Source organism: Streptomyces sp. NPDC003284 (assembly GCF_053589675.1).
On sequence record NZ_JBSFSI010000021.1, the window covers coordinates 84,851 to 108,787 of the forward strand.

General features: G+C 75.0%; 6 protein-coding genes. 1 reads left to right on the forward strand and 5 read right to left on the reverse strand.

Features of this window, described 5'->3' with window-relative positions:
* Window positions 1-8: 8 nt before the first annotated feature.
* From ACWDYF_RS31475 to ACWDYF_RS31490, 4 genes are all read right to left on the reverse strand, one after another.
* The gene (locus ACWDYF_RS31475; RefSeq protein ID WP_389471191.1) at window positions 9-8,453 is read right to left on the reverse strand and encodes an SDR family NAD(P)-dependent oxidoreductase; all 8,445 of its coding nucleotides are present in this window, start codon (window positions 8,451-8,453) and stop codon (window positions 9-11) included.
* Window positions 8,454-8,670: 217 nt separating this feature from the next.
* Window positions 8,671-10,065, reverse strand: a complete 1,395-nt coding sequence (locus ACWDYF_RS31480) for an FAD-dependent monooxygenase (RefSeq protein WP_389471186.1) — start codon at window positions 10,063-10,065, stop codon at window positions 8,671-8,673.
* A gap of 16 nt (window positions 10,066-10,081) precedes the next feature.
* The gene (locus tag ACWDYF_RS31485; RefSeq protein WP_206311824.1) at window positions 10,082-10,291 is read right to left on the reverse strand and encodes a ferredoxin; all 210 of its coding nucleotides are present in this window, start codon (window positions 10,289-10,291) and stop codon (window positions 10,082-10,084) included.
* Window positions 10,285-11,514, reverse strand: a complete 1,230-nt coding sequence (locus ACWDYF_RS31490; protein ID WP_026252614.1) for a cytochrome P450 — start codon at window positions 11,512-11,514, stop codon at window positions 10,285-10,287. Before ACWDYF_RS31490 ends, ACWDYF_RS31485 begins: the two co-directional genes overlap by 7 nt.
* Before the next feature lie 286 nt (window positions 11,515-11,800).
* On the opposite strand from ACWDYF_RS31490, the gene ACWDYF_RS31495 reads away from it, so the two are divergent.
* The gene (locus ACWDYF_RS31495) at window positions 11,801-13,162 is read left to right on the forward strand and encodes an epoxide hydrolase family protein (RefSeq protein ID WP_389471180.1); all 1,362 of its coding nucleotides are present in this window, start codon (window positions 11,801-11,803) and stop codon (window positions 13,160-13,162) included.
* A gap of 105 nt (window positions 13,163-13,267) precedes the next feature.
* Here ACWDYF_RS31495 and ACWDYF_RS31500 read toward each other — a convergent pair whose 3' ends face one another.
* Window positions 13,268-23,905, reverse strand: coding sequence for a type I polyketide synthase (locus ACWDYF_RS31500; RefSeq protein ID WP_389471322.1), 10,638 nt, complete (start codon window positions 23,903-23,905; stop codon window positions 13,268-13,270).
* Window positions 23,906-23,937: the final 32 nt, after the last annotated feature.

Consider the following 23,937-nt stretch of genomic DNA (forward strand, 5'->3'; position numbering starts at 1 on the left):
CTCTCCCGTCAGGACAAGCCGAGTTCGCGGTCGAGCGCCTCGAACAGTTCGTCGTCGGTGGCCGCGCCGAGGTCTTCCCCGGCGGCCTCGTCCTCGCGCCCCGCGAGGTCCTGCCAGCGGCGCACCAGCGCCTCCAGCCGTGCACCCACCCGGGCCCGTTCGCCGTCACCGGCCACGGGCACCGACGCCAGCGCCTCCGCCAGGCGGTCCACCTCCGTCAGCACCACGGCCACCGGATCCACCGGCGGCGGCGCCAGCGCGGCCCGCACATACGCGGCCACGGCCCGCGCGCTGGGCTGGTCGAAGGCGAGCGTCGCCGGCAGGTCGAGCCCGGCCGCCGCGCCCAGCCTGCGGCGCAGCTCGGTCGCGGCCAGCGAGTCGAAGCCCAGCTCCTGGAACGCCTCGTCCGGCTCCACCGAGGAACCCGACGGATGCCCCAGCACCTCGGCGACCTGCGTGCGCACCAGCTCCAGCAGCTCCCGGTCGCGCTCGCCCTCGGGCAGCGCCGCCAGCCGCTCCCGCAGCCCGGCAGCGCCGCCCGCGGAGGCCCGCCGGACCGCCGCACGCCGCCGCACCGGCGCCACCGCGCCCTCCCCGGCGCCCAGTTCACCGGCCGCCACCGCACGGAAGTCCACGGAACGCGCCGACAGCACCGGAGCACCCGAGGGATCGGCGGCGCCCAGCGTGACACCGCCCGAGCCGTCGTCGGCCGGGGCCAGCCGCACCCGCAGCGCCGAGGCACCGGCGGCGTGCAGCACCACCTCCCGCCAGCCGGACGGCAGCACCGGCCCGGCGTCCGCGCCCGCCGCCCACAGCGGATGGAACACGGCCTCCAGCAGCGCCGGATGCAGCCCGAAGCCCTCGGCCGCCGCTTCCTCCCCGTCGAGGGCGACCTCGGCGAACACCTCGTCGCCGCGCCGCCACAGCGCCCGCACCAGCTCCAGACCGGGACCGTAGTGGTACCCCCGCCCGGCCAGCACGTCGTACACGTCGTCGCACGCCTCCGGCACGGCCCCGGCCGGCGGCCAGACCTCGGCCCACGCCTCCGGTACGGCCGTCCCCTCGGCCTCCTGCGGACGCAGCGCGCCGCCCGCGTGCCGCACCCAGCCGTCCGACTCGCCCCGCCGGGAGTGCACGGCCACGGACCGACCGCCCGCCTCGTCCGCCGCGCCGACCACGACCCGCAGCGTCACCGCCGCGTCCGCCGGGAGCACCAGCGGCCGGTCGACCCCGAACTCCGCCAGCGTCCCGCAGCCCAGCCGCTCACCCGCGCTCAGCGCCAGCTCGGCCAGCGCCGAGGCGGGCAGCACGGGCGTGCCCAGCAGGGCGTGCCCGGCGAGCAGGCCCTCGGACCCCGGAGCAAGCACCCCGGTCAACACCAGGCCGTCGTCCGGAAGTTCCACCTCGGCACCCAGCAGCGGATGCCCGCCCGGCGCCTGCCCGATCCCCGCGACACCCTCGCCCGAGTCCTGCGGCACCAGCCAGTACCGGGCCCGCTGGAACGCGTACGTCGGCAGCTCCACCCGCCGCGCGCCACTGCCCCCGAAGTACGCCGCCCAGTCGACCCGCACACCCACCGTGTGCAACCGGCCGACCGCACCCGCGAGTTCCTCCGTCTCGACCCGCTTCCTGCGCTGCGCCGCGACCGCCGTGGCACCCGGCACGATGTCCTGCGCGAGCGCGGTGAGGACGGCGTCGGGGCCGATCTCCAGGAAGGTGGCGGCGGGGATACGGGCGAGGGCGTCCGTCAGCCGGACGGGCTTGCGGATGTGCTCGGTCCAGTAGGCGGGGGTGGTGAGTTCGTCGGTGACGGACTCCCCGGTGACGGTCGAGACGAAGGGGATACGGGGACGCTCGTAGGTGAGCGACTCCGCGACCGTCCGGAACTCCTCCAGCACCGGCTCCATGAGCGGGGAGTGGAAGGCGTGGCTGACGGCGAGTTGCTTGGTCTTGCGGCCCTGGGCGGCGAAGTGCTCCGCGATGGCCTGTACTTCGGCCTCGGCACCGGAGATGACCGTGGACTGGGGGGAGTTGAGGGCGGCGATCCCGGCCTGCTGGGTGAGCAGGGGCAGGATCTCGTCCTCCGTCGCCTGTACGGCGATCATTGTGCCGCCCGCCGGGAGGCTCTGCATGAGCCGTCCGCGTGCGGTGACCAGCTTGGCCGCGTCCTCCAGCGAGAACACCCCTGCCACATGTGCGGCGGCGATCTCGCCGATGGAGTGCCCGGCCAGGTGGTCAGGGGTCACGCCCCATGACTCGACCAGCCGGTAGAGGGCGACCTCGAAGGCGAACAGGGCGGGTTGCGTGTACTGGGTCTGGTTGAGCAGGTCGGCGTCCTCGCCCCACGTCACCTCGCGCAGCGGCCGGTCCAAGTGCGCGTCCACTGCCGCGAGTACGGCGTCCAGCGCCTCGGCGAAGACGGGGTGGGCCTCGGCCAGCTCCCGGCCCATCCCGAGCCGCTGCGCCCCCTGCCCCGTGAACAGGAAGCCCGTGCCCTCGCCGCCCTGGACCCGTCCGCGCACGACCTGGGGCAGTTCCCGGTCGTCCGTGAGGGCGCGCAGGCTCTCCAGGGCGTCGGCGCGGTCGGTGGCCCACACGACGGCGCGGTGGTCCAGCGGGACGCGGGTGGCGGCGGTGGACCAGGCGACGTCGGCGAGGCCGGGGGCCTGGTCCTGGGCGAGCAGCCGGTGCAGGCGCTCGGCCTGGGCGGGCAGCGCCTCGGCGGTGCGCGCGGACAGCAGCAGCGGCAGCAGCGCGGGTCCCGTGCCGCGTTCGGTGCCGCCGAGCGCGGCCATCGCGGCGGCGAACTCCTCCCGCTCCCCGCGGCCGCGCCGCTGGGCCGCCGTGAAGCCGGCGTCCTCCGCGATGGCAGGGCCGAGGGCGGTGAGGACGGCGTCCGGGCCGATCTCCAGGTGGGAGGCGGCCGCGATGCGGCTGACGGCGTCGGCCAGCCGGACGGGCTTGCGGATGTGCTCGGTCCAGTAGGCGGGGGTGGTGAGTTCGTCGGTGACGGTGTCGCCGGTGACCGTGGAGACGAAGGGGATACGGGGACGCTCGTAGGTCAGCGACTCCGCGACCGCCCGGAAGTCCTCCAGGACCGGTTCCATGAGCGGGGAGTGGAAGGCGTGGCTGACGGCGAGCTGCTTGGTCTTGCGCCGGAGGCTGTCGAAGTGCGCCTTGAGGGTGAGGACGGCGTCCTCGGCGCCCGAGACGACCACCGACGACGGCCCGTTGACGGCCGCGATGCCCACCTGCTCGGTGAGCAGCGGCAGCACTTCGTCCTCGGTGGCCTGCACGGCGACCATCGCACCGTCCGCCGGGAGGGCCTGCATAAGGCGTCCGCGTGCGGTGACGAGCCGTGCTGCGTCCTCCAGGGAGAAGACTTCGGCGACGTGTGCGGCGGCGATCTCGCCGATGGAGTGTCCGGCGAGGTGGTCCGGGGTCACGCCCCACGACTCGACCAGCCGGTAGAGGGCGACCTCGAAGGCGAACAGGGCGGGCTGCGTGTACTGGGTCTGATTGAGCAGGTCGGCGTCCTCGCCCCACATCACCTCCCGCAGCGGCCGCTCCAAGTGCGCGTCCACAGCGGTGAGTACGGCGTCCAGCGCCTCCGCGAAGACGGGGTGGGCCTCGGCCAGCTCCCGGCCCATACCGAGCCGCTGCGCCCCCTGCCCCGTGAACAGGAAGGCGAGGCCGCCCTCGTCGGGGGACTGCTCCAGGATCACGTGGGCGTTGGTGCCGCTGATGCCGAAGGAGGAGACTCCCGCGCGGCGCGGGCGGCCCTGGCGGGGCCACGGGGTGGCCTCGGTCAGCAGCCGCACCTGGCCCTCGGACCAGTCGACCTTGGGGGAGGGCTCGTTCAGGTGCAGGGTCCTGGGCAGGACGCCGTGCCGCATGGCCTGGACGGTCTTGATGATGCCGCCGACGCCCGCGGCGGCCTGGGTGTGGCCGATGTTCGACTTCAGGGAGCCCAGCCAGAGCGGCCGGTCGGCGGGCCGGTCCTTGCCGTAGGTCGCCAGCAGCGACTGGGCCTCGATCGGGTCGCCGAGGACGGTCGCGGTGCCGTGCGCCTCGACGGCGTCGACGTCGTCCGTGCCGAGTCCGGCGTCGGCGAGGGCCTGGCGGATCACGCGTTGCTGCGCGGGCCCGTTGGGCGCGGTCAGGCCGTTGCTCGCGCCGTCCTGGTTGACGGCCGAGCCGCGGATCACCGCGAGCACCGGGTGCCCGTTGCGGCGGGCGTCGGACAGCCGCTCGACGAGCAGCAGGCCCGCGCCCTCGCCCCAGCCGGTGCCGTCGGCGGCGGCGTCGAAGGAGCGGCAGCGGCCGTCGGCGGACAGACCGCGCTGGCTGCTGAACTCGATGAACGTCTCCATCGTCGACATCACGGTCACACCGCCGGCCAGCGCGAGGGAGCACTCGCCCGCCCGCAGGGCCCGGATCGCCAGGTGCAGGGCGACCAGCGAGGACGAGCAGGCCGTGTCCAGGGAGACGGCCGGGCCCTCCAGGCCGTAGTGGTAGGCGAGCCGCCCGGAGATGATCGAGCCGGTGGCGGAGGCGAACGGGTAGTCGTGGTACATGACGCCGGTGAACACGCCGGTGGCCGAGCCCTTGAGCGCCGCCGGGTCGATCCCGGCCCGCTCGAACAGCTCCCAGGCCGTCTCCAGCAGCAGCCGCTGCTGCGGGTCCATGCCGAGGCTCTCGTTCGGGCTGATGCCGAAGAAGCGGTTGTCGAAGTCGGCGGCGTCGTAGAGGAAGGAACCGGAACGGGTGTAGGTCTTCCCGGGGTTGCCGGGCTCGGGGTCGTAGGTGCCCTCGACGTCCCAGCCCCGGTCGGCGGGGAAGCCGCCGACCGCGTCGACCCCGTCGGCGACCAGCTTCCACAGGTCCTCGGGGGAGGCGACGTCGCCGGGGTAGCGGCAGGCCATGGAGACGATGACGATCGGATCGTCGTCGCCGGACGCGCCGCCGGGCGCCGGGGCGGTGGCCGCCGTGCGGTCGTCGGCGCCGGAGAGCAGGGTGTCCAGGTGGGCGGCGACCGCGCGGGCGCTCGGGTGGTCGAAGACCAGCGTGGCGGGCAGGCTCTGGCCGACGAGGGCGCGCAGCGCGTTGCGCAGCTCGACGGCGGCGAGCGAGTCGAAGCCCATCTCCTGGAAGGCGCGGTCGGGTTCGACGGCGTCGGCGGAGTCGTGGCCGAGCGCGGTGGCGGCCTGGGCGCGCACCAGGTGCAGCAGTTCGCGGGCGCGGTCCTCGGCGGACAGCCCGGCCAGCCGCTCGGCGAGACCGCCGGTGGCGGCGGCCTGGGCCGTGCCGCCCTCCGTGCGGCGGGCCGGGGCCGGGACCAGGTCGCGCAGGACCGTCTGCGCGGACCCGGCCGCGGCCTGGGCGCGCAGCGCGGTGACGTCCAGACGCAGCAGCAGCAACAGCGGTTCGGCGCTGCGCAGGGCCGCGTCGAACAGGCCGAGGCCCTCGTCGGCGGAGAGCGGCGGGAAGCCCTGGCGGCGCAGCCGTTCCACGTCGGCGCCGGTCAGCTGCTCGGCCATGCCGCCGGTCGCCCACAGGCCCCAGGCCAGCGAGGTCGCCGGGAGGCCGGTGCTCCGGCGGTGGCGGGCGAGCGCGTCGACGAAGGTGTTGGCGGTGGCGTAGTTGGCCTGGCCCGCCGCGCCCAGGATGCCGGCGGCGGAGGAGAACAGGTGGAAGAAGGCCAGGTCGTGCCCGGCGGTCAGCTCGTGCAGATGCCAGGCGCCGTCCGCCTTGGCGGCCAGTACGGTGTCGAGGCGGTCGGCGGTCAGGGACTCCACGACACCGTCGTCGAGGACACCGGCCGCGTGCACCACACCGGTGAGCGGGTGCGCGGCGGGCACGGCCGCCAGGACCCGGGCGAGCGCGGCGCGGTCACCGACGTCGCACGCGGCGACGGTCACCTCGGCGCCCAACCGCCCCAGTTCGGCGGTCAGTTCGGCCGCCCCGGGGGCGTCGGCGCCGCGCCTGCTGGTCAGCAGCAGTCGGCGTACGCCGTGCTCGGTGACCAGCCTGCGGGCGATGAGCGCGCCCAGGCCGCCGGTGCCTCCGGTGACCAGGACGGTGCCCTCGGGATCCGGGGCGGCCGCCGTGTCGGGGCCCGCGCCGCGCACCAGGCGCGGGACGCGCAGGGTGCCGTCGTGCAGCGCGAACTCCGGTTCCCCGTTGGCCAGTACGGCGGTCAGCCGGTCGTGGGTGCCGGGGGTGCCGTCGAGGTCGGCGAGGACGAACCGGCCGGGGTTCTCCGCCTCCGCAGCCCGGACCAGGCCCCACACGGGGGCGAGGACGAGATCCGTGGCGTCCGGTGCGGCGGCGCCCTCGGTGACGAACACCAGCCGGGAGTCGGCGAACCGGTCGTCGGCCAGCCATCGTTGGACGAGGTCCAGGGCGTGGTGGGTGACGGAGCGCACCGCCTGCGGCACCTCGCCCTCGGGGCGGGCGAGCGGGCACAGCACCCACCGGGGCGCGGGCAGGCCGTCGTCCACGGCGGCGGCGAGGGCCGCCAGGTCGGCGTACGCGGGTGTCCCGGGCAGGCCGGGGAGAGGGGCGCCGAGCGTGACGGGCGCGGCGGTGTGCGCGGTGTCCGCAGCGGGCAGCGGCCGCGGAGTCCACTCCAGGCGCCAGGGCTGCTCGCCCAGGCTGCCCGCGGCGACCGGCCGGGCCACCAGCGAGGCCACGGACAGCACCGGGCGCCCGGTGGCGTCGGCGGCGCTGATCGCCGTACCGTCCTGGCCCACCGGGCTGAGCCGCACGCGCAGTTCACTGGCGCCGGTGGCGTGCAGGGACACCCCGGTCCAGGCGAACGGCAGCACCGTCCCGGTGCCCTCGCCGCCGTCCGCCGCACCGTCCGCCGCGTCGGCCTCCTCGGCGGCCAGCGAGGCGTGCAGGGCCGCGTCGAGCAGCGCGGGGTGCAGACCGAACCGGCCCGCCTCGTCGCGGGTCTGGCCGGGCAGCACGACCTCGGCGAACACGTCCTCGCCCGACCGCCACACCGCGCGCAGGCCCTGGAACACCGGCCCGTAGTCGTAGCCGCGGGCCCGCAGCCGCTCGTAGAGGCCGTCCAGGGCGAGCGGTTCGGCGCCCGCGGGCGGCCACTGCGCGAGGTCGGCGGCCTCGGCGGCGCCCGTGGCCAGCACACCGGTGGCGTGCCGCACCCACGGAGTGCCCTGGTCCTCGGACCGGCCGTGCACGGTGACCGTACGGCGGCCGGAGGCGTCCGGCGCGTCCAGCATCACCTGGAGCAGCACCGCGCCCTCGTCGGGCAGCACCAGCGGTTCGTGCAGGGTCAGTTCCTCCAGCAGGTCCAGACCCACGGTGCCGCCCGCGTGCGCGGCCAGCTCGACGAAGGCCGTGCCCGGCAGCAGGGTGCTGCCCAGCGCCGCGTGGTCGGCGACCCACGGGTGGGTGCGGGCCGAGACACGGCCGGTGAACACCAGCGCGCCCCGCTCGCCCAGCTCCACCGCAGCGCCCAGCAGCGGGTGGGAGACGGCGTTCAGGCCCAGTTCGGCGGCGTCCGCCGCGACGACCGGCACCGACCAGTAGCGGCGCCGCTGGAAGGCGTACGTGGGCAGGTCGGTGCCCCTCGCTCCGGAACCCTCCAGGAGGGCGCCCCAGCGGACCGTCACGCCCCGCACATGTGCCTGCGCCAGCAGACCGGGGAGCCCGTCGCCGTCGGGTGCCACGACCCGTTCCGCGCCGGTGACGGCGGCCACCCGGGCGGCGAGGTCCGCGTCCGGGACGACGAACACCTCGTGCCGCTTGTCCCGCAGCGCCCGTACGGTGTCCTCGGGCGACCCGGCGGACGGGGTGAACCCACCGGTGCGCGGGGTGCCGGGTGCGGGGCGCCCGCCGCGTACGGCGAGCCGGGCGCCGTCCTCCAGGGACAGCGCACCGGCCGCGCAGGCCGCCGCCGTCTCCCCGTCGCCCTCGCCCGTCAGCGCGGCCGGCCGTACGCCGAGCGCCCGCCACAGCGCGACCAGCGACACCGACACCGCCCAGCGCAGCGGCCCGGAGGCGGCGGGCGCCGTCCGGGCGGAGCGCGCCGCGTCCAGCAGGCTTCCGCCGGTCAGCGGGTCCAGGACCCGCGCGCACTCGGCCATGCGCGCGGCGAACGCGGGGAAGACGTCGAGCAGTCGGGCGGTGTCCTCGGGCACGCCCGTGCCGGGCAGCACGAACACCGGGCGCGGATCGCCGTGCGCCACGCCCGCGCGCACCGGAGCGCCGCCGCGGCCCTCGGCCACCGCGCCCAGACCGGCGAGCAACTGCTCCTCGTCCGCACCGAGGACGACGGCACGGTGCTCCAGCACGGCCCGTGCGGACAGGGTCAGCGCCACATCGGCGGGCCGGGTGCCCGGCGTCGCCACGAGATGATCGCGCAGTCGCCGGGCCTGGGCACGCAGTGCGGCGGCACTCTTGCCCGAGACCGGCCAAGCCACCAGATTCCTTGACAACGCCATCCCTCTTCAAGTCAGCGGCGGACGATTCAGCGGCGGCGGCCGAAGCGACCGCCGCCGGGGGGTGGGCGGCGCGGTCGTCCGGCCGCCGCCCCGGGCGAGCCGCGGACCCTGACGGCCCGCCGGCCGGCGGCCACCGCCGTCCGTGTGGCCGGACGGCGGTGGCGTACGGGAGAGACCGTGCCCAGACCCTGTCGGGCTAGCGCACGGCGGCAGGGGTGAGCAGGCCGCCCAGCTCCGGGAACTGCGCGATGGCCTCCTCGGCGGTCAGCTGCGGGCGGCTCGGACCGCGCAGCACCAGTTCCTGGATCTCGGGGGTGACCATCCCGGACGCCGGGGACATCAGGGTGAACACCCCGAACATGGCGTTCGCGACGACCGGTTCGCTCAGCGAGGTCGCCGCGAGCCGCGCCATGAACTCCTGCTCCTCGGGCGCCGGAACCGGCACCACCACGTTGTCGATGCGGACGTCGGGGAAGGCCACGTCCTGCTGCACGGCCATCGACCACGGCGTCTCGACGGCCTCGGCGATCGCCGACTGCGCCGTGGCGGCCAGGCCCGGCTTGAGACCGGTGTCCTCCAGCGCCCCGCGCAGCGCGAGCGCGCCGAACGCGGAGGCCGACATGCCGTGCGCGTACACCGGGTTGAGGGCGGCGACGGCGTCACCGACGACGGCGAAGCCCTCCGGCAGCGGCAGGCGCTCGTAGTGCCTGCGCCGGTTGACGGTGCCCTTGTAGGGGCGGACCTCGCTGATGGGTTCGGCCTGGGCGAGCAGGTCGGCGATCATCGTGTGCCGCTGGCCGCGCGCGAACGCGTCGAACCCGGCCTCGTCGGTGGGCGGCTGCGCGCCGCGCGTCCCGGTCATCGTGGCGATCCAGCGGCCGCCCTCGATCGGGAACAGCGTCGCGCCGCGGCCCGGCTGCCCGGTGCCCGCCTGCGGCTGGATCAACAGCGCCGGGAAGTCCGGGTGCACGCCCTCCGGGGCCCGGTACAGGCGGGTGGAGTAGGCGAGTCCGGGGTCGACGGACTCCTCCTCGACGGCGGGGACGCCGAGTTCGCCGAGCCACTGCGGCGCCCTTGAGCGGCGGCCGGTGGCGTCCACCACGAAGTCCGCGCCGAGCACCCGCTCGCCGTCCTCGTCCTGCACCCGCACCCCGGTCACCCGGCCGGAGTCCCCGGCCAGGCCGACGACCTTCGCCGACTGCACGACCTCGACGGTGCCGGACTCCAGCACCCGCTGACGCACCACGTGGTCGGTGAGCTCCCGGCTGCACACCACGATGAACGCGTCGCCGCGGTGCCGCGGGAACCAGCCGCCCGCCGACAGCGTCAGCGTGTTCCACGGCATGCCCCGCCGGGAGGCGCCGGCCGCGTACAGCCGGTCCAGGACGCCGGGCAGCAGGTCCTCCAGGGCCAGCGCCCCGCCGCCCATGAACATGTGACTGTGGTAGCCCTGCGGCAGACCCCGCCGCGGCACGGGCCGGTCGGGCAGCCGGTCGCCCTCCACGATGGTGACCTCGTCGGCGTGACGGGTCAGGACGGAGGCCGCCAGCATCCCCGCCATCCCGCCGCCGAGCACTACTGCCTTGGTCATGGTGATCTCCGATACGTCATCGTCGGTGCAGCTTGATCGCGGCCACGGGGCAGACGTCGGCCGCCTCCTGCACGTCGTCCGACTCACCCGGCTCGGGGTGCTCCCGCAGCAGGACCACGCGGCCGTCGGCGTCGTCCTGCTCGAACACGGCGGGGGCGGCGAACACACACGAACCGGTGCCCGTGCACCGCTCCCGGTCGACGCTGACCCGCAGCCCGCTCACCATGTGACCGGGCACTCGTACATGCCGTACATGAGCGTGTCGTTCTTGAACGGCAGCTCCTCGAACGGCACCGCGAGCCGCAGCTCCGGGATGCGGCGGAACAGCGTGTTGAAGACGATCTCCAGTTCGACCTTCACCAGGCTCGCGCCGGGGCACTGGTGGACGCCGCCGCCGAAGGCCACATGGCCGCGGGTGTCGCGGTGGATGTCGAACACGTCGGCGTTCTCGAAGGCGGCCTCGTCGCGGTTGGCCGAGCCGTACAGCAGGATGACGCCCTCGCCCTCGCGGACCGTCACGTCACCGAGCCGGGTGTCCTCGGTGGCCACCCGCGCGCTCGCCGAGTCGTTGATCGACAGATAGCGCAGCAGTTCGCCGATCGCCTTCTGGGCCAGCGACGGGTCGGCCTTGAGCTGGCCGAGCTGGTCGGGGTGCTGGAGCAGCGTGACCGTACCGAGCGAGATCATGTTGGCGGCGGTGTCGAAGCCGCCGTACATCAGCATCCGGGCGATGGCCACCAGGTCGTGGTGCTCCAGGGCGCCGTCTTCCTTGTTCTTGGCGATGATCCGGCTGAGCAGGTCGTCGGTGGGGTGCTGCTCCTTCTCGGTGACCAGCGCGGCCAGGTGCTTCTCCATCTCCATCTGGAGACGGTCGAGTTCGTCGAAGTCCACCCCGCGCGTCATGGTGCCCTCGGCGTGCTCGCGGAAGGAGGTGGCGTCCTCGGCGGGCGCGCCCATCAGCTCGGCGAACAGCAGCGTGGGCACCGGCACGGCCAGTTCCTGGACGAGGTCCACCGGGCCGCCCTTGGCGAGCATCCGGTCGATGCAGGCGTCGACGAACTCCTGGATGCGCGGGCGCAGCGCGTTGACGCGCTTGACCGTGAACTCCGGGATCAGCAGCCGGCGGCGCACGGTGTGCTCCGGCGGGTCCAGGGCCAGCAGCGGCAGGTCGAGGGTGTTGAGGATCTCCTCCGACAGCGCGACCTGGTGCGGGTAGCCCGGGTTGCGCCAGTTGGAGCTCATCGCCGGGGAGGTGAGCACCTGCTTGACGAGGTCATGGGTGGCGATCACCCACGCCTCCCGGCCCGACACCTCCAGCTTGACCTTCGAGACCGGCTCTTCGGCCCGCAGTCGCGCGTATTCCGGGGTGTGCCGGAACGGGCACTTCTCCACCAGCGGAAAAGAGGGGATCTCGGTTTCCGTTCGTTCATCGTTGGCGAGGTCTGCCATGTGACAGTTACCTTCTCGATCGTGGGCGCGAAACGGTTGTCCGGACCGAAGAGATGACGATCCTTCATCCGGAAACTACGCAGCCCCCGCACCTCGGCCCACCCCTAACCGCCCCCTAGGGCCTGCCACTTGCGTGACCACCGGCCGCCCGGTGACCGGAGGATGACGCTCCGAAGTTCACATGTGCTTTGGCGGGGCGTCGGTAGATACGTGTGCACACTCGGGTAGTGTGCTGACCGGGATGTCCCAAGTACGTGTGAAACAGGCGAGCTTGAAGGAGTACGTGATGACAGAGCACGAACACATGGACCGGCTGGGCTCCGACCGGCGCCGCTTCCTGGGCTACGCGGCGGCAGGCACCGCGGGCGCCGCCGTCGCGGGCGCCCTGGGTGCGGCCGGGCAGGCGCAGGCCGCTGCCGGGGTACCGCCGGCGCCCGCCGCCGCTGCCGCCGAGTGGGCGCCGCGGCCCGGCTCCGGGATCCGGCCCTTCCGCATCAGGGTCCCGCAGCGGGAACTCGACGCGCTGCGGCGCCGCATCCGCGACACCCGCTGGCCCGACCGGGAGACCGTGCGCGACCGCTCCCAGGGCGCCCAGCTCGACCGGATGCGCCCGCTGATGGAGCACTGGGGCACGTCGTACGACTGGCGCGTCCTGGAGAACCGCCTCAACGCGCTGCCGCAGTACATCACGGAGATCGACGGCCTGGACATCCAGTTCGCCCACATCCGCTCCCCGCACAAGGACGCCCTGCCACTGCTGATGACGCACGGCTGGCCCGGCTCCATCGTCGAACTCCTCAAGGTCGTCGGCCCGCTGACGAACCCGACGGCACACGGCGGCCGGGCCCGCGACGCCTTCCACCTGGTCCTGCCGACGCTGCCCGGCTACGGATTCTCCGGCAACCCGGCCCGCAGCGGCTGGAACCCCGCCCGCACCGCCCGCGCCTTCCACGAGCTGATGCGGCGCCTCGGCCACCAGGAGTACGTCTCCCAGGGCGGCGACTGGGGCTCGATCATCTCCCAGGTCCTCGCCGACCAGCAGCACAAGGGACTGCTGGGCATCCACGTCAACATGCCCGGCACCGTGCCCAAGGAGATCGTCAGGCGTCTGCGCAACTACGACCCGGCCCCGGGCAACCTGTCGGCCGCCGAGAAGCGGGCCTACGACCGGCTGCTCCACTTCTACCGCGACGGCTACGGCTACGCCGCGATGATGAACCAGTCCCCGCAGACCATCGGTTACGCCCTGGCCGACTCCCCGGTCGCCATGGCGGCGTACTTCTACGACAAGATCGCCGAGTGGAGCGACTCCGACGGCCGGCCGGAGAAGATCTTCACCTACGACGAGATCCTCGACGCGATCTCGCTGTACTGGCTGACCAACACCGGTACGTCCTCCTCCCGGCTGTACTGGGAGGGCACCCAGGCCGGCGGCGGTCCGTTCGACGCGGTCTCCATCCCCAGGGTGCCCGTCGCCGTCTCCGTCTTCCCCGGCGAGATCTACCCCGCGCCGCGCAGCTGGGGCGAGCGCGCCTACGGCAACATCATCCACTGGAACGAGGTCGCCGAGGGCGGTCACTTCGCCGCCTGGGAGCAGCCGAAGATCTTCACCGACGAACTCCGCACCGCCTTCCGGTCGTTGCGGTAGGCACCGGGACGCGGTGACGGCGGCTGCACGGCTGCGCTGACGGCAGGTCCACGGCATGGCAGGGCCCGGCCGCCCCGGTGGGAGAGGGCGGCCGGGCCCGGTCCGTCAGGCGTCCCCGAGCGCCAGGTTGATCAGGGCGTCCGCGTCCAGGTCGTCGAGCGAGTCGCCGTCCCCGGCGGCCTCCTCCCGGTCCGCCACGGCCACGGCACCGGCCGCCCCCGCGTCCTCGGCCAGCGACAGCAGCGCGTCCGCCAGCCCGCTCGTCCGCAGCCGCTCCACCGGGATCGACCGCAGGATCTCCCGCAGCCGCTCCTCCTCCACGGCGGAACCCGCGCCCGAGCCCGTACTCGTGCCCGTACCCGCGCCCGCCACGGTGTCCTCGGCGGGCGCCAGTTCGGCGGCCAGGTGCTCGGCCAGCGCCCGCGCGTTCGGGAACTCGAACACCAGGGTCGCCGGAAGCCGCAGCCCCGTCCGCGCGTTGACGCCGTTGCGGAACTCCACCGCGCCGAGCGAGTCGAATCCGAGATCCTTGAAGGACCGGTCCGGATCGATCGCCGCCGCCGACGCGTGCCCCAGGATCGCCGCGGCCTCTTCGAGCACCACGTCCAGCAGCAGCCCGGTGCGCCGGGCCGCCGGCAGCCCGGCCACCCGCTCCCGCAGCCCGCCGCCCGCGTCCGGCCCGGCGGCGGCCGCCGCCCGCCGCGCGGTGACCCGCACCAGCTTGCGCAGGACCGCCGGGACATCACCCTCGTACGCGCCGAACGCGAACCGGATGGGAACCACCACGGGCGTCTCCTGCCCGCCCGCCGCGTCGAACAGCGCCAGTGCCTCCCCGGGTGCCAGCGCCCGCACCCCGGAGCGGTCCAGCCGCTCCCGGTCCGCCTCGGCCAGCTCGCCCGCCATGCCTGATCCGCCGGCCCACAGGCCCCAGGCCAGGGAGAGGCCGGGCAGTCCGTGGTGGGCGCGGTGGGTGGCGAGGGCGTCGAGGTAGGAGTTGGCGGCGGCGTAGGACGCCTGTCCGGCGTTGCCCAGGACACCCGCCGCCGAGGAGAACACGACGAACGCGGTCAGCGGGCGGTCCTGGGTGAGATCGTGCAGGTTCCAGGCCGCGTCCACCTTCGGCCGCAGCACCGCCGCCACCCGTTCCGGGGTGAGGGAGGTGACGAGCCCGTCGTCCAGGACACCGGCGACATGCACCACCGCGTCCACCGGATGCGCGTCCAGCAGCGCGGCCGTCGCCTCGCGGTCGGCCACGTCGCACGCGGCGAGTGTCACCTCCGCACCGAGAGCGGCCAGTTCGTCCCGCAGCTCCACGGCCCCCGGTGCCTCGGCGCCGCGCCGCCCCACCAGCACCAGACGCGTGACGCCGTGCGCGGTGACCAGATGGCGGCTGACGGTACGCCCCAGGGCACCGGTGGCTCCGGTGACCAGGACGGTGCTGTCGGAGGTGAAGACGGCTGTGGGCTGGCCGCTCCCGGTGGGGGTGTGCCGGGTGAGGCGGGCGGCGTGGAGGTGCCCGCCCCGGATCAGGACCTGGGGTTCGCCCGTGGTGAGGGCGGTCTCCAGGAAGGTGTCTCCCGGAAGGGAGTTGTCGGTGTCGACGAGGACGAACTGGCCGGGGTTCTCGGCCTGTGCGGAGCGTACGAGGCCCCAGACGGCGGCTCCGGCCGGGTCGGTGACGTCCTCGCCGGGCAGCGCCACCGCCCCGCTCGTCACCACCGCGAGCCGCGTCCCGTCCGCCAGCCGCGCCTGCACCTCGGCCAGCGCCCGCGCCACGGCGGCGTGCGCCTGCGCGGCCCCCGCCCCCGGCTCGGTGCGCAGCACGGCGTACTCCGCCGCCGACGCCCCGGACCCGGACCCGGACCCGGACCCGGACGCGGACCCGGTCCCGGCCCCCGCGCCGCCGGTACGCGGCGCGACCTCGGTCCACTCCACCCGGTACAGATCCTGGGCGGCGGCCCGCGGCACCTCGGTCAGCTCGCGCAGCGCCAGCGACTCGGCCGTCAGCACCGGCGTACCCAGCGCATCCGCGATCAGCACCGACACGGCACCGCCCGGCAGGGCCCGCAGCCGCACCCGCACCCGGGACGCGCCCGAGGCGTGCAGCGCGACCCCCGACCAGGCGAACGGCAGCCGCGCCGTGGCGTCGTCCCCGGCCGCCCCCAGCACATGCAGGGAGGCGTCGAACAGCGCCGGATGCAGCCCGAAGCCCTCGACGTCGGTGCCCTCGGGCGGGGTGATCTCGGCGTACAGGTCGTCCCCGTCGCGCCAGGCGGCCGTCAGCCCCTGGAAGGCGGGCCCGTACCCGAACCCGGCCTCCGCCAGGGCCTCGTAGAGCCCGTCGACGGGCAGCGGCTCGGCACCGGACGGCGGCCACACCGCCAGGTTCTCCGACGGGACGGGCGCGGCGGTGGTGAGCAGACCGGTGGCGTGCCGGGTCCATGCTCCCGTGCCACCCTCGTCCCGGGTGTGCAGGGCGAACGTACGGCTGCCGCCCGCGTCCTCGCCCACCGTGATCTGGAAGGCCACGCCCCCGCGCTCGGGGAGCACCAGCGGCGCCTCCAGGGCGAGGTCGTCGAGCAGTTCGCAGCCGACCTGGGCGCCGGCCGCCAGCGCGAGTTCCACGAACGCCGTGCCCGGCAGCAGCACCGCACCGCGCACCGCGTGCCCGGCCAGCCAGGGCTGCGCCTCCAGCGACAGCCGCCCGGTGAACACCACTCCGTCCGACTCCGGTGACCACACGGCCGCCCCGAGCAGCGGGTGCGCCGCCGTCTCCAGACCGGCGCCGACGACGTTCGCCGCCCCGGACTCACCGTGCCACAGCTCGCTGAAGTAGTCCTTCGCGTCCAGCCAGTAGCGGGTGCGCCGGAAGGCGTACGTCGGCAGATCGTCGATCCGCCGGGCACCGCCGCCCGCGAAGCAGGCCGCCCGGTCGACCGGCACACCCGCGACATGCAGCCGCGCCACCCCGTGCAGCAGCCCGGCCGCCTCGTCGTGCTCACGCCGCTGCGCGGAGACGAACACGGCCTCGTCCAGGCTCGCGGGACCCAGAGCGGTGAGCACCGCGTCCGGGCCGATCTCCAGGAAGGCGGCGGCGGGGATGCGGGCGAGCGCGTCCGTCAGCCGGACGGGCTTGCGGATGTGCTCGGTCCAGTAGTCGGCGGTGGTCAGCTCGTCGGTTACGGCCTCGCCCGTGACGGTCGACACGAACGCGATACGGGGCTGGTGGTACGTCAGCGACTCCGCGACCGCCCGGAACTCCTCCAGCACCGGTTCCATGAGCGGGGAGTGGAAGGCGTGGCTGACGGCGAGCTGCTTGGTCTTGCGGCCCTGCGTGGCGAAGTGCTGCGCGATGGCCTGTACTTCGGCCTCGGCGCCCGAAACGACCGTGGACTGAGGCGAATTGAGTGCGGCGATCCCGGCCTGCTCGGTGAGCAGCGGCAGGATCTCCTCCTCCGTCGCCTGTACGGCGATCATCGTGCCGCCTGCCGGGAGGCTCTGCATGAGCCGTCCGCGGGCGGTGACCAGCTTGGCCGCGTCCTCCAGCGAGAACACCCCCGCCACATGCGCGGCGGCGATCTCGCCGATCGAGTGACCGGCCAGGTGGTCGGGAGTGATGCCCCACGACTCGACCAGCCGGTACAGGGCGACCTCGAAGGCGAACAGGGCGGGCTGCGTGTACTGCGTCTGGTTGAGCAGGTCGGCGTCCTCGCCCCACATCACCTCCCGCAACGGCCGCTCCAAGTGCGCGTCCACAGCAGTGAGTACGGCCTCCAACGCCTCGGCGAAGACGGGGTGGGCCTCGGCCAGCTCCCGGCCCATCCCGAGCCGCTGCGCCCCCTGCCCCGTGAACAGGAACGCCAGCCGTCCGCCCTGGGCGCGCCCGCGGGCGGTCACGCCCGGCAGGTCGCGGTCCTCGGCGACCGCGTCGAGGCCGCGCAGCAGGGTCTCGGTGTCCCGGCCGGTGACGGCGGCGCGGTGGTCGAGGGTGCCGCGTGCGGTGGCCAGGGTGTGGGCCACGTCGGCGGGGGAGTGGCCGGGGCGGGCGGTCAGCCAGTCGTGGAGCTGCCGCGCCTGGGCGGGCAGGGCCTCGGCGGACTTCGCGGAGACCAGCAGCGTGACCGGAGCCGGGGTGTCCGGGATCTCCTCAGTGCCCGGGGCGTCGGGGGCGCCCGTGTCCGGCCGGGGCGCTTCGGCCTCGGCGGGGGCCTGCTCGACGATGACATGGGCGTTGGTGCCGCTCATGCCGAAGGAGGAGATGCCCGCGCGGCGCGGCCGGTCGGTCTCGGGCCAGGCACGGGACTCGGTCAGCAGCCGGACCGCGCCGGACTCCCACTCGACGTGCGGGGTGGGCTCGTCCACGTGCAGGGTCTTGGGCAGGACGCCCTCGCGGATGGCCATGACCATCTTGATCACGCCGCCGACACCGGCGGCTGCCTGGGCGTGGCCGATGTTCGACTTCAGCGAGCCGAGCCACACCGGGCTGTCCTCGGGCCGGTCCTGGCCGTAGGTCGCCAGCAGCGCCTGCGCCTCGATCGGGTCGCCGAGGGTCGTCGCCGTACCGTGGGCCTCGACCGCGTCGACGTCCGCGGCGGTGAGCCCGGCCGTCGCCAGCGCCTGCTGGATGACCCGCTGCTGGGCGGGGCCGCTCGGCGCCGACAGGCCGTTGCTGGCGCCGTCCTGGTTGATGGCGGAGGAGCGCAGCACCGCGAGCACGGGGTGGCCGTTGCGGCGGGCGTCGGAGAGCCGTTCCAGCAGCAGCAGGCCGACACCCTCGCCCCAGCCGGTGCCGTCGGTGGCCCCGGCGAAGGAGCGGCAGCGGCCGTCCTTGGACAGACCGTGCTGGCGGCTGAACTCCACGAAGAGTTCCGGGCTCGCCATGACGGTCACACCTCCGGCCAGCGCGAGGTCGACCTCGCCGGAGCGCAGCGCCTGCGCGGCCAGGTGCATGCCGACCAGGGACGACGAGCAGGCCGTGTCGACCGTGACCGCCGGGCCCTCGAAGCCGTACGTGTACGAGACGCGCCCGGAGGCGATGGCGCCGGTGCCGCTGTTGGCGGCGTAGTCGTGGGACATGACGCCCGCGTAGACGCCGGTGGCCGAGCCCTTGAGGGCCGCCGGGTCGATCCCGGCCCGCTCGAACACCTCCCAGGAGGTCTCCAGGAGCAGCCGCTGCTGCGGGTCGATGGCCTCGGCCTCGACCGGGCTGATCCCGAAGAAGTCGGCGTCGAACTCGCCCGCGTCGTACACGAATCCGCCTTCGCGGACGTAGGTCGTGTGCGGGCGCTCGCCGTCCGGGTCGTAGAGCTGCTCCAGGTCCCAGCCGCGGTCGGCGGGGAACGGGCCGATGGCGTCGGTGCCCTCGGCGACCAGCCGCCACAGGTCCTCGGGGGAGCGGACGTCGCCGGGGTAGCGGCAGGCCATGGCGACGATGGCGACCGGCTCGTCGGCCGTGCCGGTGGTGGCCGCGCGGCTCGCGGGGGCCGCGGTGGCGGCCTGGTCGCCGCAGGTCTCGGTGACCAGGTGCCGGGCGAGCGCGGTCGGGTTGGGGTGGTCGAACACCACGGTGACGGGCAGGCGTACGCCCGCCGCCTCGCCGAGCCGGTTGCGCAGCTCGACCGCGCTGAGCGAGTCGAAACCCAGCTCGCGGAAGGCGCGTTCGGCCTCGACCTCGTCCGGTGAGCCGTAGCCGAGGACGGCGGCGACCTTCTGGCGTACCAGGTCGAGGGCCGCCGCGGTCCGCTCGGTCTCGGGCAGCCGCAGCAGGTGCTCGGCGAAGGAACCGGCGGCGGAGGCGGCCTGGGCGGTGCCCCGGCGCACGGCCGGGACCAGTGCGGTGAAGACCGGCTGCGGGGCGGCGTCGTCGGCGCGGATCCCGGCCAGGTCGAACCGGGCCGGCACCAGCAGCGTGGCGGCCGAGGACGCGGCGGCGTCGAACAGGGCGAGGCCCTGCTCGTCGGCGAGCCCGAGCAGCCCGTTGCGGGACATGCGCCCGCGGTCGGTGTCGTCGAGGTCGCCGGTCATGCCGCTGGCCTGGCTCCAGAAGCCCCAGGCCAGGGACTGCCCGGCGAGCCCGGCCGCGCCGCGGTGGGCGGCGAGCGCGTCGAGGAAGGCGTTGGCGGCGGCGTAGTTGCCCTGGCCGGGCGCGCCGATGACCCCGGCGGCGGAGGAGAACAGCACGAAGGCGCTCAGGTCGAGATCCGCGGTCAGCTCGTGCAGGTGGAGCGCGGCGTCGGCCTTGGCGGCGAGCACCCGGTCGACGCGTTCGGGGGTGAGCGAGGAGAGCGTGCCGTCGTCGAGCAGACCGGCGGCGTGCACCACGCCGGTGAGCGGCCGGTCGGCCGGGACCGCGTCCAGCACGGCGGCGAGCGCCTCCCGGTCGGCGGCGTCGCAGGCGGCGACGGTCACCTCGGCGTCCAGCGCGGCCAGTTCGGCGACCAGCTCGGCGGCGCCGGGTGCGTCGGGACCGCGGCGGCCGAGCAGCAGCAGGTGCCGTACGCCGTGCTCCGCGACCAGGTGCCGGGCCACGAGGCGGCCGAGCATGCCGGTGCCGCCGGTGATCAGGACCGTGCCGTCGGGGCCGAACGCGGGCCGTGCGGCCGGGGGTTCGCCGGGGACGGCGCGGGCCAGCCGGGCGGCGAGGACCGTGCCGCCGCGCACCGCGACCTGTGGTTCGCCGGAGGCCAGGATCGCGCCGAGCACGTCGTCGAGCGCGGTGTCCGCGTCCAGGTCGGCCAGCACGAAGCTGTCCGGGTGCTCGGACTGCGCCGAGCGCACCAGGCCCCACACGGCGCCGCCCGCGAGGTCGGTGACCGGTTCGCCGCCGGTGGCGACCGCGCCCCGGGTGACCACGACCAGGCGGGAGTCCTCCGGGCGTTCGTCGGCGATCCACCGCTGGAGCGCGGCGAGCACCCGGTGGACCCCGGTGTGCACGGCCTCGGTGGTGGTGCCGGGCCCGGTGGCCAGGACGACCGCGTCCGGTACGGGGACCCCCGCGTCCGCCCGGTCCGCCCAGGCGCTCCAGTCGGTCCGGGCGACCGGCCCCGCCGGGGTGCCCGGTGTGGCGGCGGGCCGCCAGTCGATCCGGTACAGGGAGTCCACGCGGCGCGGTGCCGGGGCGCCCGCGACCGGGCGCAGCACCAGGGAGTCGACGGAGACCACCGGCGCGCCCGAGGCGTCCACGGCGGTCAGCGCGACCTCGCCCGCGCGCACCGGGGTCAGCCGGACCCGCAGGGTGCGGGCGCCGGTGGCGTGCAGCCGCACACCGGACCAGGCGAAGGGCAGCGCCGCCTCGTCACCGACCGCGTCGGTCAGGGCGACGGCGTGCAGCGCGGAGTCGAGCAGCGCGGGGTGCAGTCCGAAGCGGTCGGCGGAGGTCTGCTCGGCGAGCGTGACCTCGGCGTACACGTCACCGCCCGCGCGCCAGGCGGCGGTCAGGCCCTGGAACTGCGGGCCGTAGCGCAGTCCGGCCCCGGCGAGGTCCGGGTAGAGCGCGGAGACGTCCAGGGGTTCGGCGTCGCGCGGCGGCCACTCGGGCAGGCCCTGGGGTGCCGCGGCGGCGGAGGCGGACAGCGCGCCGGTGGCGTGCCGGGTCCACGGCTCGTCGGGTCCGGCCTGTTCGGGCCGGGAGTGGATGCCCAGCTCGCGGCGGCCGGTCTCGTCCGGGCCGCCGACGACGACCTGGAGCTGCACGGCCTCACCGGCGCCGAGCACCAGCGGTGCGTTCAGGGTGAGTTCGTCCAGGAAGGCGCAGCCGACCTGGTCGCCCGCGCGGACGGCGAGTTCGACGAATCCGGTGCCGGGGAAGAACACCGCGTCTTGGACCACATGGTCGGCGATCCATGGCTGGGTGTGCGCGGAGAGCCGGCCGGTGAGGGTCACCCCGCCGTCCTCGGGTGCCACCACGACCGCGCTGAGCAGGGAGTGCCCGGCGGCCGACAGACCGGCCGAGACGACGTCACCGGCGGCGCCGGGCGCGGCCTCCAGCCAGTAGCGGCGGTGCTGGAAGGCGAACGTCGGCAGGTGCACGCGCCGCCCCGGGCGCCCGGCGAGCAGCGGGGAGAAGTCCACGGCCGCGCCGTGCGTGTACGCCTCGGCGAGGGAGGCCGCGAACCGGGCCAGGCCGCCCTCGCGGCGGCGCAGCGAGCCCACGGCCACCGCGTTGGCCCCGGCGTCGGCGAAGGTCTCCGCCACCCCGAGCTTGAGGATGGGGTGCGGGCTGGCCTCGACGAACAGCCCGAAACCGGCGCCGAGCAGGGCGCGGGTGGCATCCTCGAACAGCACGGTCCGGCGCAGGTTGGTGTACCAGTACTCGGCGCCCATCACGGTGGTGTCGATGAGGTCGCCGGTGACGGTGGAGTAGAACGCGACGTCGGCGGAGCGCGGCGCGACCGGTGCCAGCACCTCCAGGATGCGTTCCCTGACGTTCTCCACGAAGACCGAGTGGGAGGCGTAGTCGACGGGGATCATCCGGGCCCGTACGCCCTCGCCCTCCAGGGTGTCGCGCAGTTCCTCCAGGGCGTCCACATGGCCGCACACGACGGTGGAGCCGGGGCCGTTGACGGCGGCCAGGGAGAGCTTGCCCGGCCAGTCCTCGATCCGGCGGGCGGCCTCGCGCGCGGGCAGGCCGACGGACATCATGCCGCCCAGGCCCGCGAGTTCGTCGCGGATGACCTGGCTGCGCAGGGCGACGACGCGGGCGCCGTCCTGCACGGAGAGCGCCCCGGCGACGGTGGCGGCGGCGATCTCGCCCTGCGAGTGGCCGACGACGGCGCCGGGCCGGACGCCGAAGGACTCCCACAGCCGGGCCAGGGACACCATCACGGCCCACAGCACGGGCTGGACGACGTCGACCTCGTCGAAGGTGGGGGCGCCGGGCCGCTCGTTGAGGACGTCGAACAGGTCCCAGTCGGTGAACTCGCGCAGGGCTTCGGCGCATTCGGTCATCGACGCGGCGAACGCGGGTGCGGTGTCCAGGAGTTCCACGGCCATGCCCGCCCACTGCGAGCCCTGTCCGGGGAAGACGAACACCGGCGGCGCGTCGGTGACGACGCTGCCGCGCACGACGTTCGACGACTCGCCGCCCTCGGCCACCGCCCCGAGGGCGTCCAGGAGTTGGGCCCGGTCGGTGCCGAGGGCCACGGCGCGGTGCTCCAGCGCGGCCCGGCCGGTGGCCAGGGCGTACGCCGTGTCGCGTACGTCGTCCCCGGGCGTGCCGGACAGCGCGGCGTGCAGGCGGGCGGCTTGGGCGGCGAGTCCGGAGGCGTTGCGGGCGGAGACGGGCCAGGGCACGACGGTGCCCGCGGGAGCCGTGGGGGCCGTGCGGGCCGTGTGCGGGGCGTCGTCGGGACGCTGCCCGGCGGGCTCCTCGGCGGTGTCCTCGACGGCCTCCTCGATGATGACGTGCGCGTTGGTGCCGGAGACGCCGAAGGAGGAGACCCCGGCGCGGCGCGGCCGGCCGTCCTCGGTGTGCCAGGGCCGTGCCTCGGTGAGGAGTTCGACGCGGCCGGAGTCCCAGTCGACGTGCGAGGTGGGCCGCTCGACGTGCAGGGTCCTGGGCATCACGCCGTTGCGGATGGCCATGATGGTCTTGATGACACCGGCGACACCGGCGGCGGCCTGGGTGTGCCCGATGTTCGACTTGAGCGAGCCCAGCCGGAGCGGGCGGTCGGCGGGCCGGTTCTGCCCGTAGGTGTTCAGCAGCGCCTGTGCCTCGATGGGGTCGCCGAGGGTGGTGCCGGTGCCGTGCGCCTCGACCAGGTCGATGTCGGACGTGGTCAGTCCGGCGCTCGCCAGGGCCTGCCGGATGACCCGCTGCTGGGAGGGCCCGTTGGGCGCGGTCAGCCCGTTGCTGGCGCCGTCCTGGTTGACGGCGGAGGAGCGCACCACGGCGAGCACCGGGTGGCCGTTGCGGCGCGCGTCGGAGAGGCGTTCCAGGAGCAGCAGTCCGGCGCCCTCGCCCCAGCCGGTACCGGCCGCGTCGTCGGAGAACGCCTTGCAGCGGCCGTCGAAGGAGAGCGCGCCCTGGCGGCTGAACGCGACGAAGACGCCGGGCGTGGAGATCACGGCGGCGCCGCCGGCCAGCGCGAGCGAGCACTCCCCGGCGCGCAGCGCCTGGGCCGCCAGATGCAGGGTGACCAGGGAGGACGAGCAGGCGGTGTCGACCGTGACGGCCGGTCCCTCCAGGCCGAGTGTGTAGGAGACGCGCCCGGCGAGGACGGCCGCCGCGGTGGCGGTGGCGCCGTAGTCGGCGACCGCGTCCGGGTTCTGGGCGTGCACGTACTCGTAGTCCTGGGCGCCGGTGCCCGCGTACACGCCGACGCGTTCGCCGCCGAGCGCGTGCGGGTCGATCCCGGCGCGTTCGCAGGCCTCCCAGGCCAGTTCGAGCAGCATGCGCTGCTGCGGGTCCATCGCCACCGCCTCGCGCGGCGAGATGCCGAAGAAGGCCGCGTCGAAGTCGGCGGCCTGGTGGACGAACCCGCCCACCCGCACGGCGGTGCGGCCGGGCCCGTCCTCGGCGAACAGCGCGTCCAGGTCCCAGCCGCGGTCGGCGGGGAACTCACCGATGGCGTCGCGGCCTTCGGCGACCAGCTTCCACAGGTCCTCGGGGCCGGCGACGCCGCCGGGGTAGCGGCAGCTCATGCCGATGACGGCGATCGGCTCCTGGCCGGCCGTCTCGGCCTCCTGGAGCCGCTTGCGGGTCTGCGCCAGGTCGGCGGTGACCGCCTTGAGGTAATCGAGCAGCTTCTGGTCGTTCGACATCGGTGATCACCAAT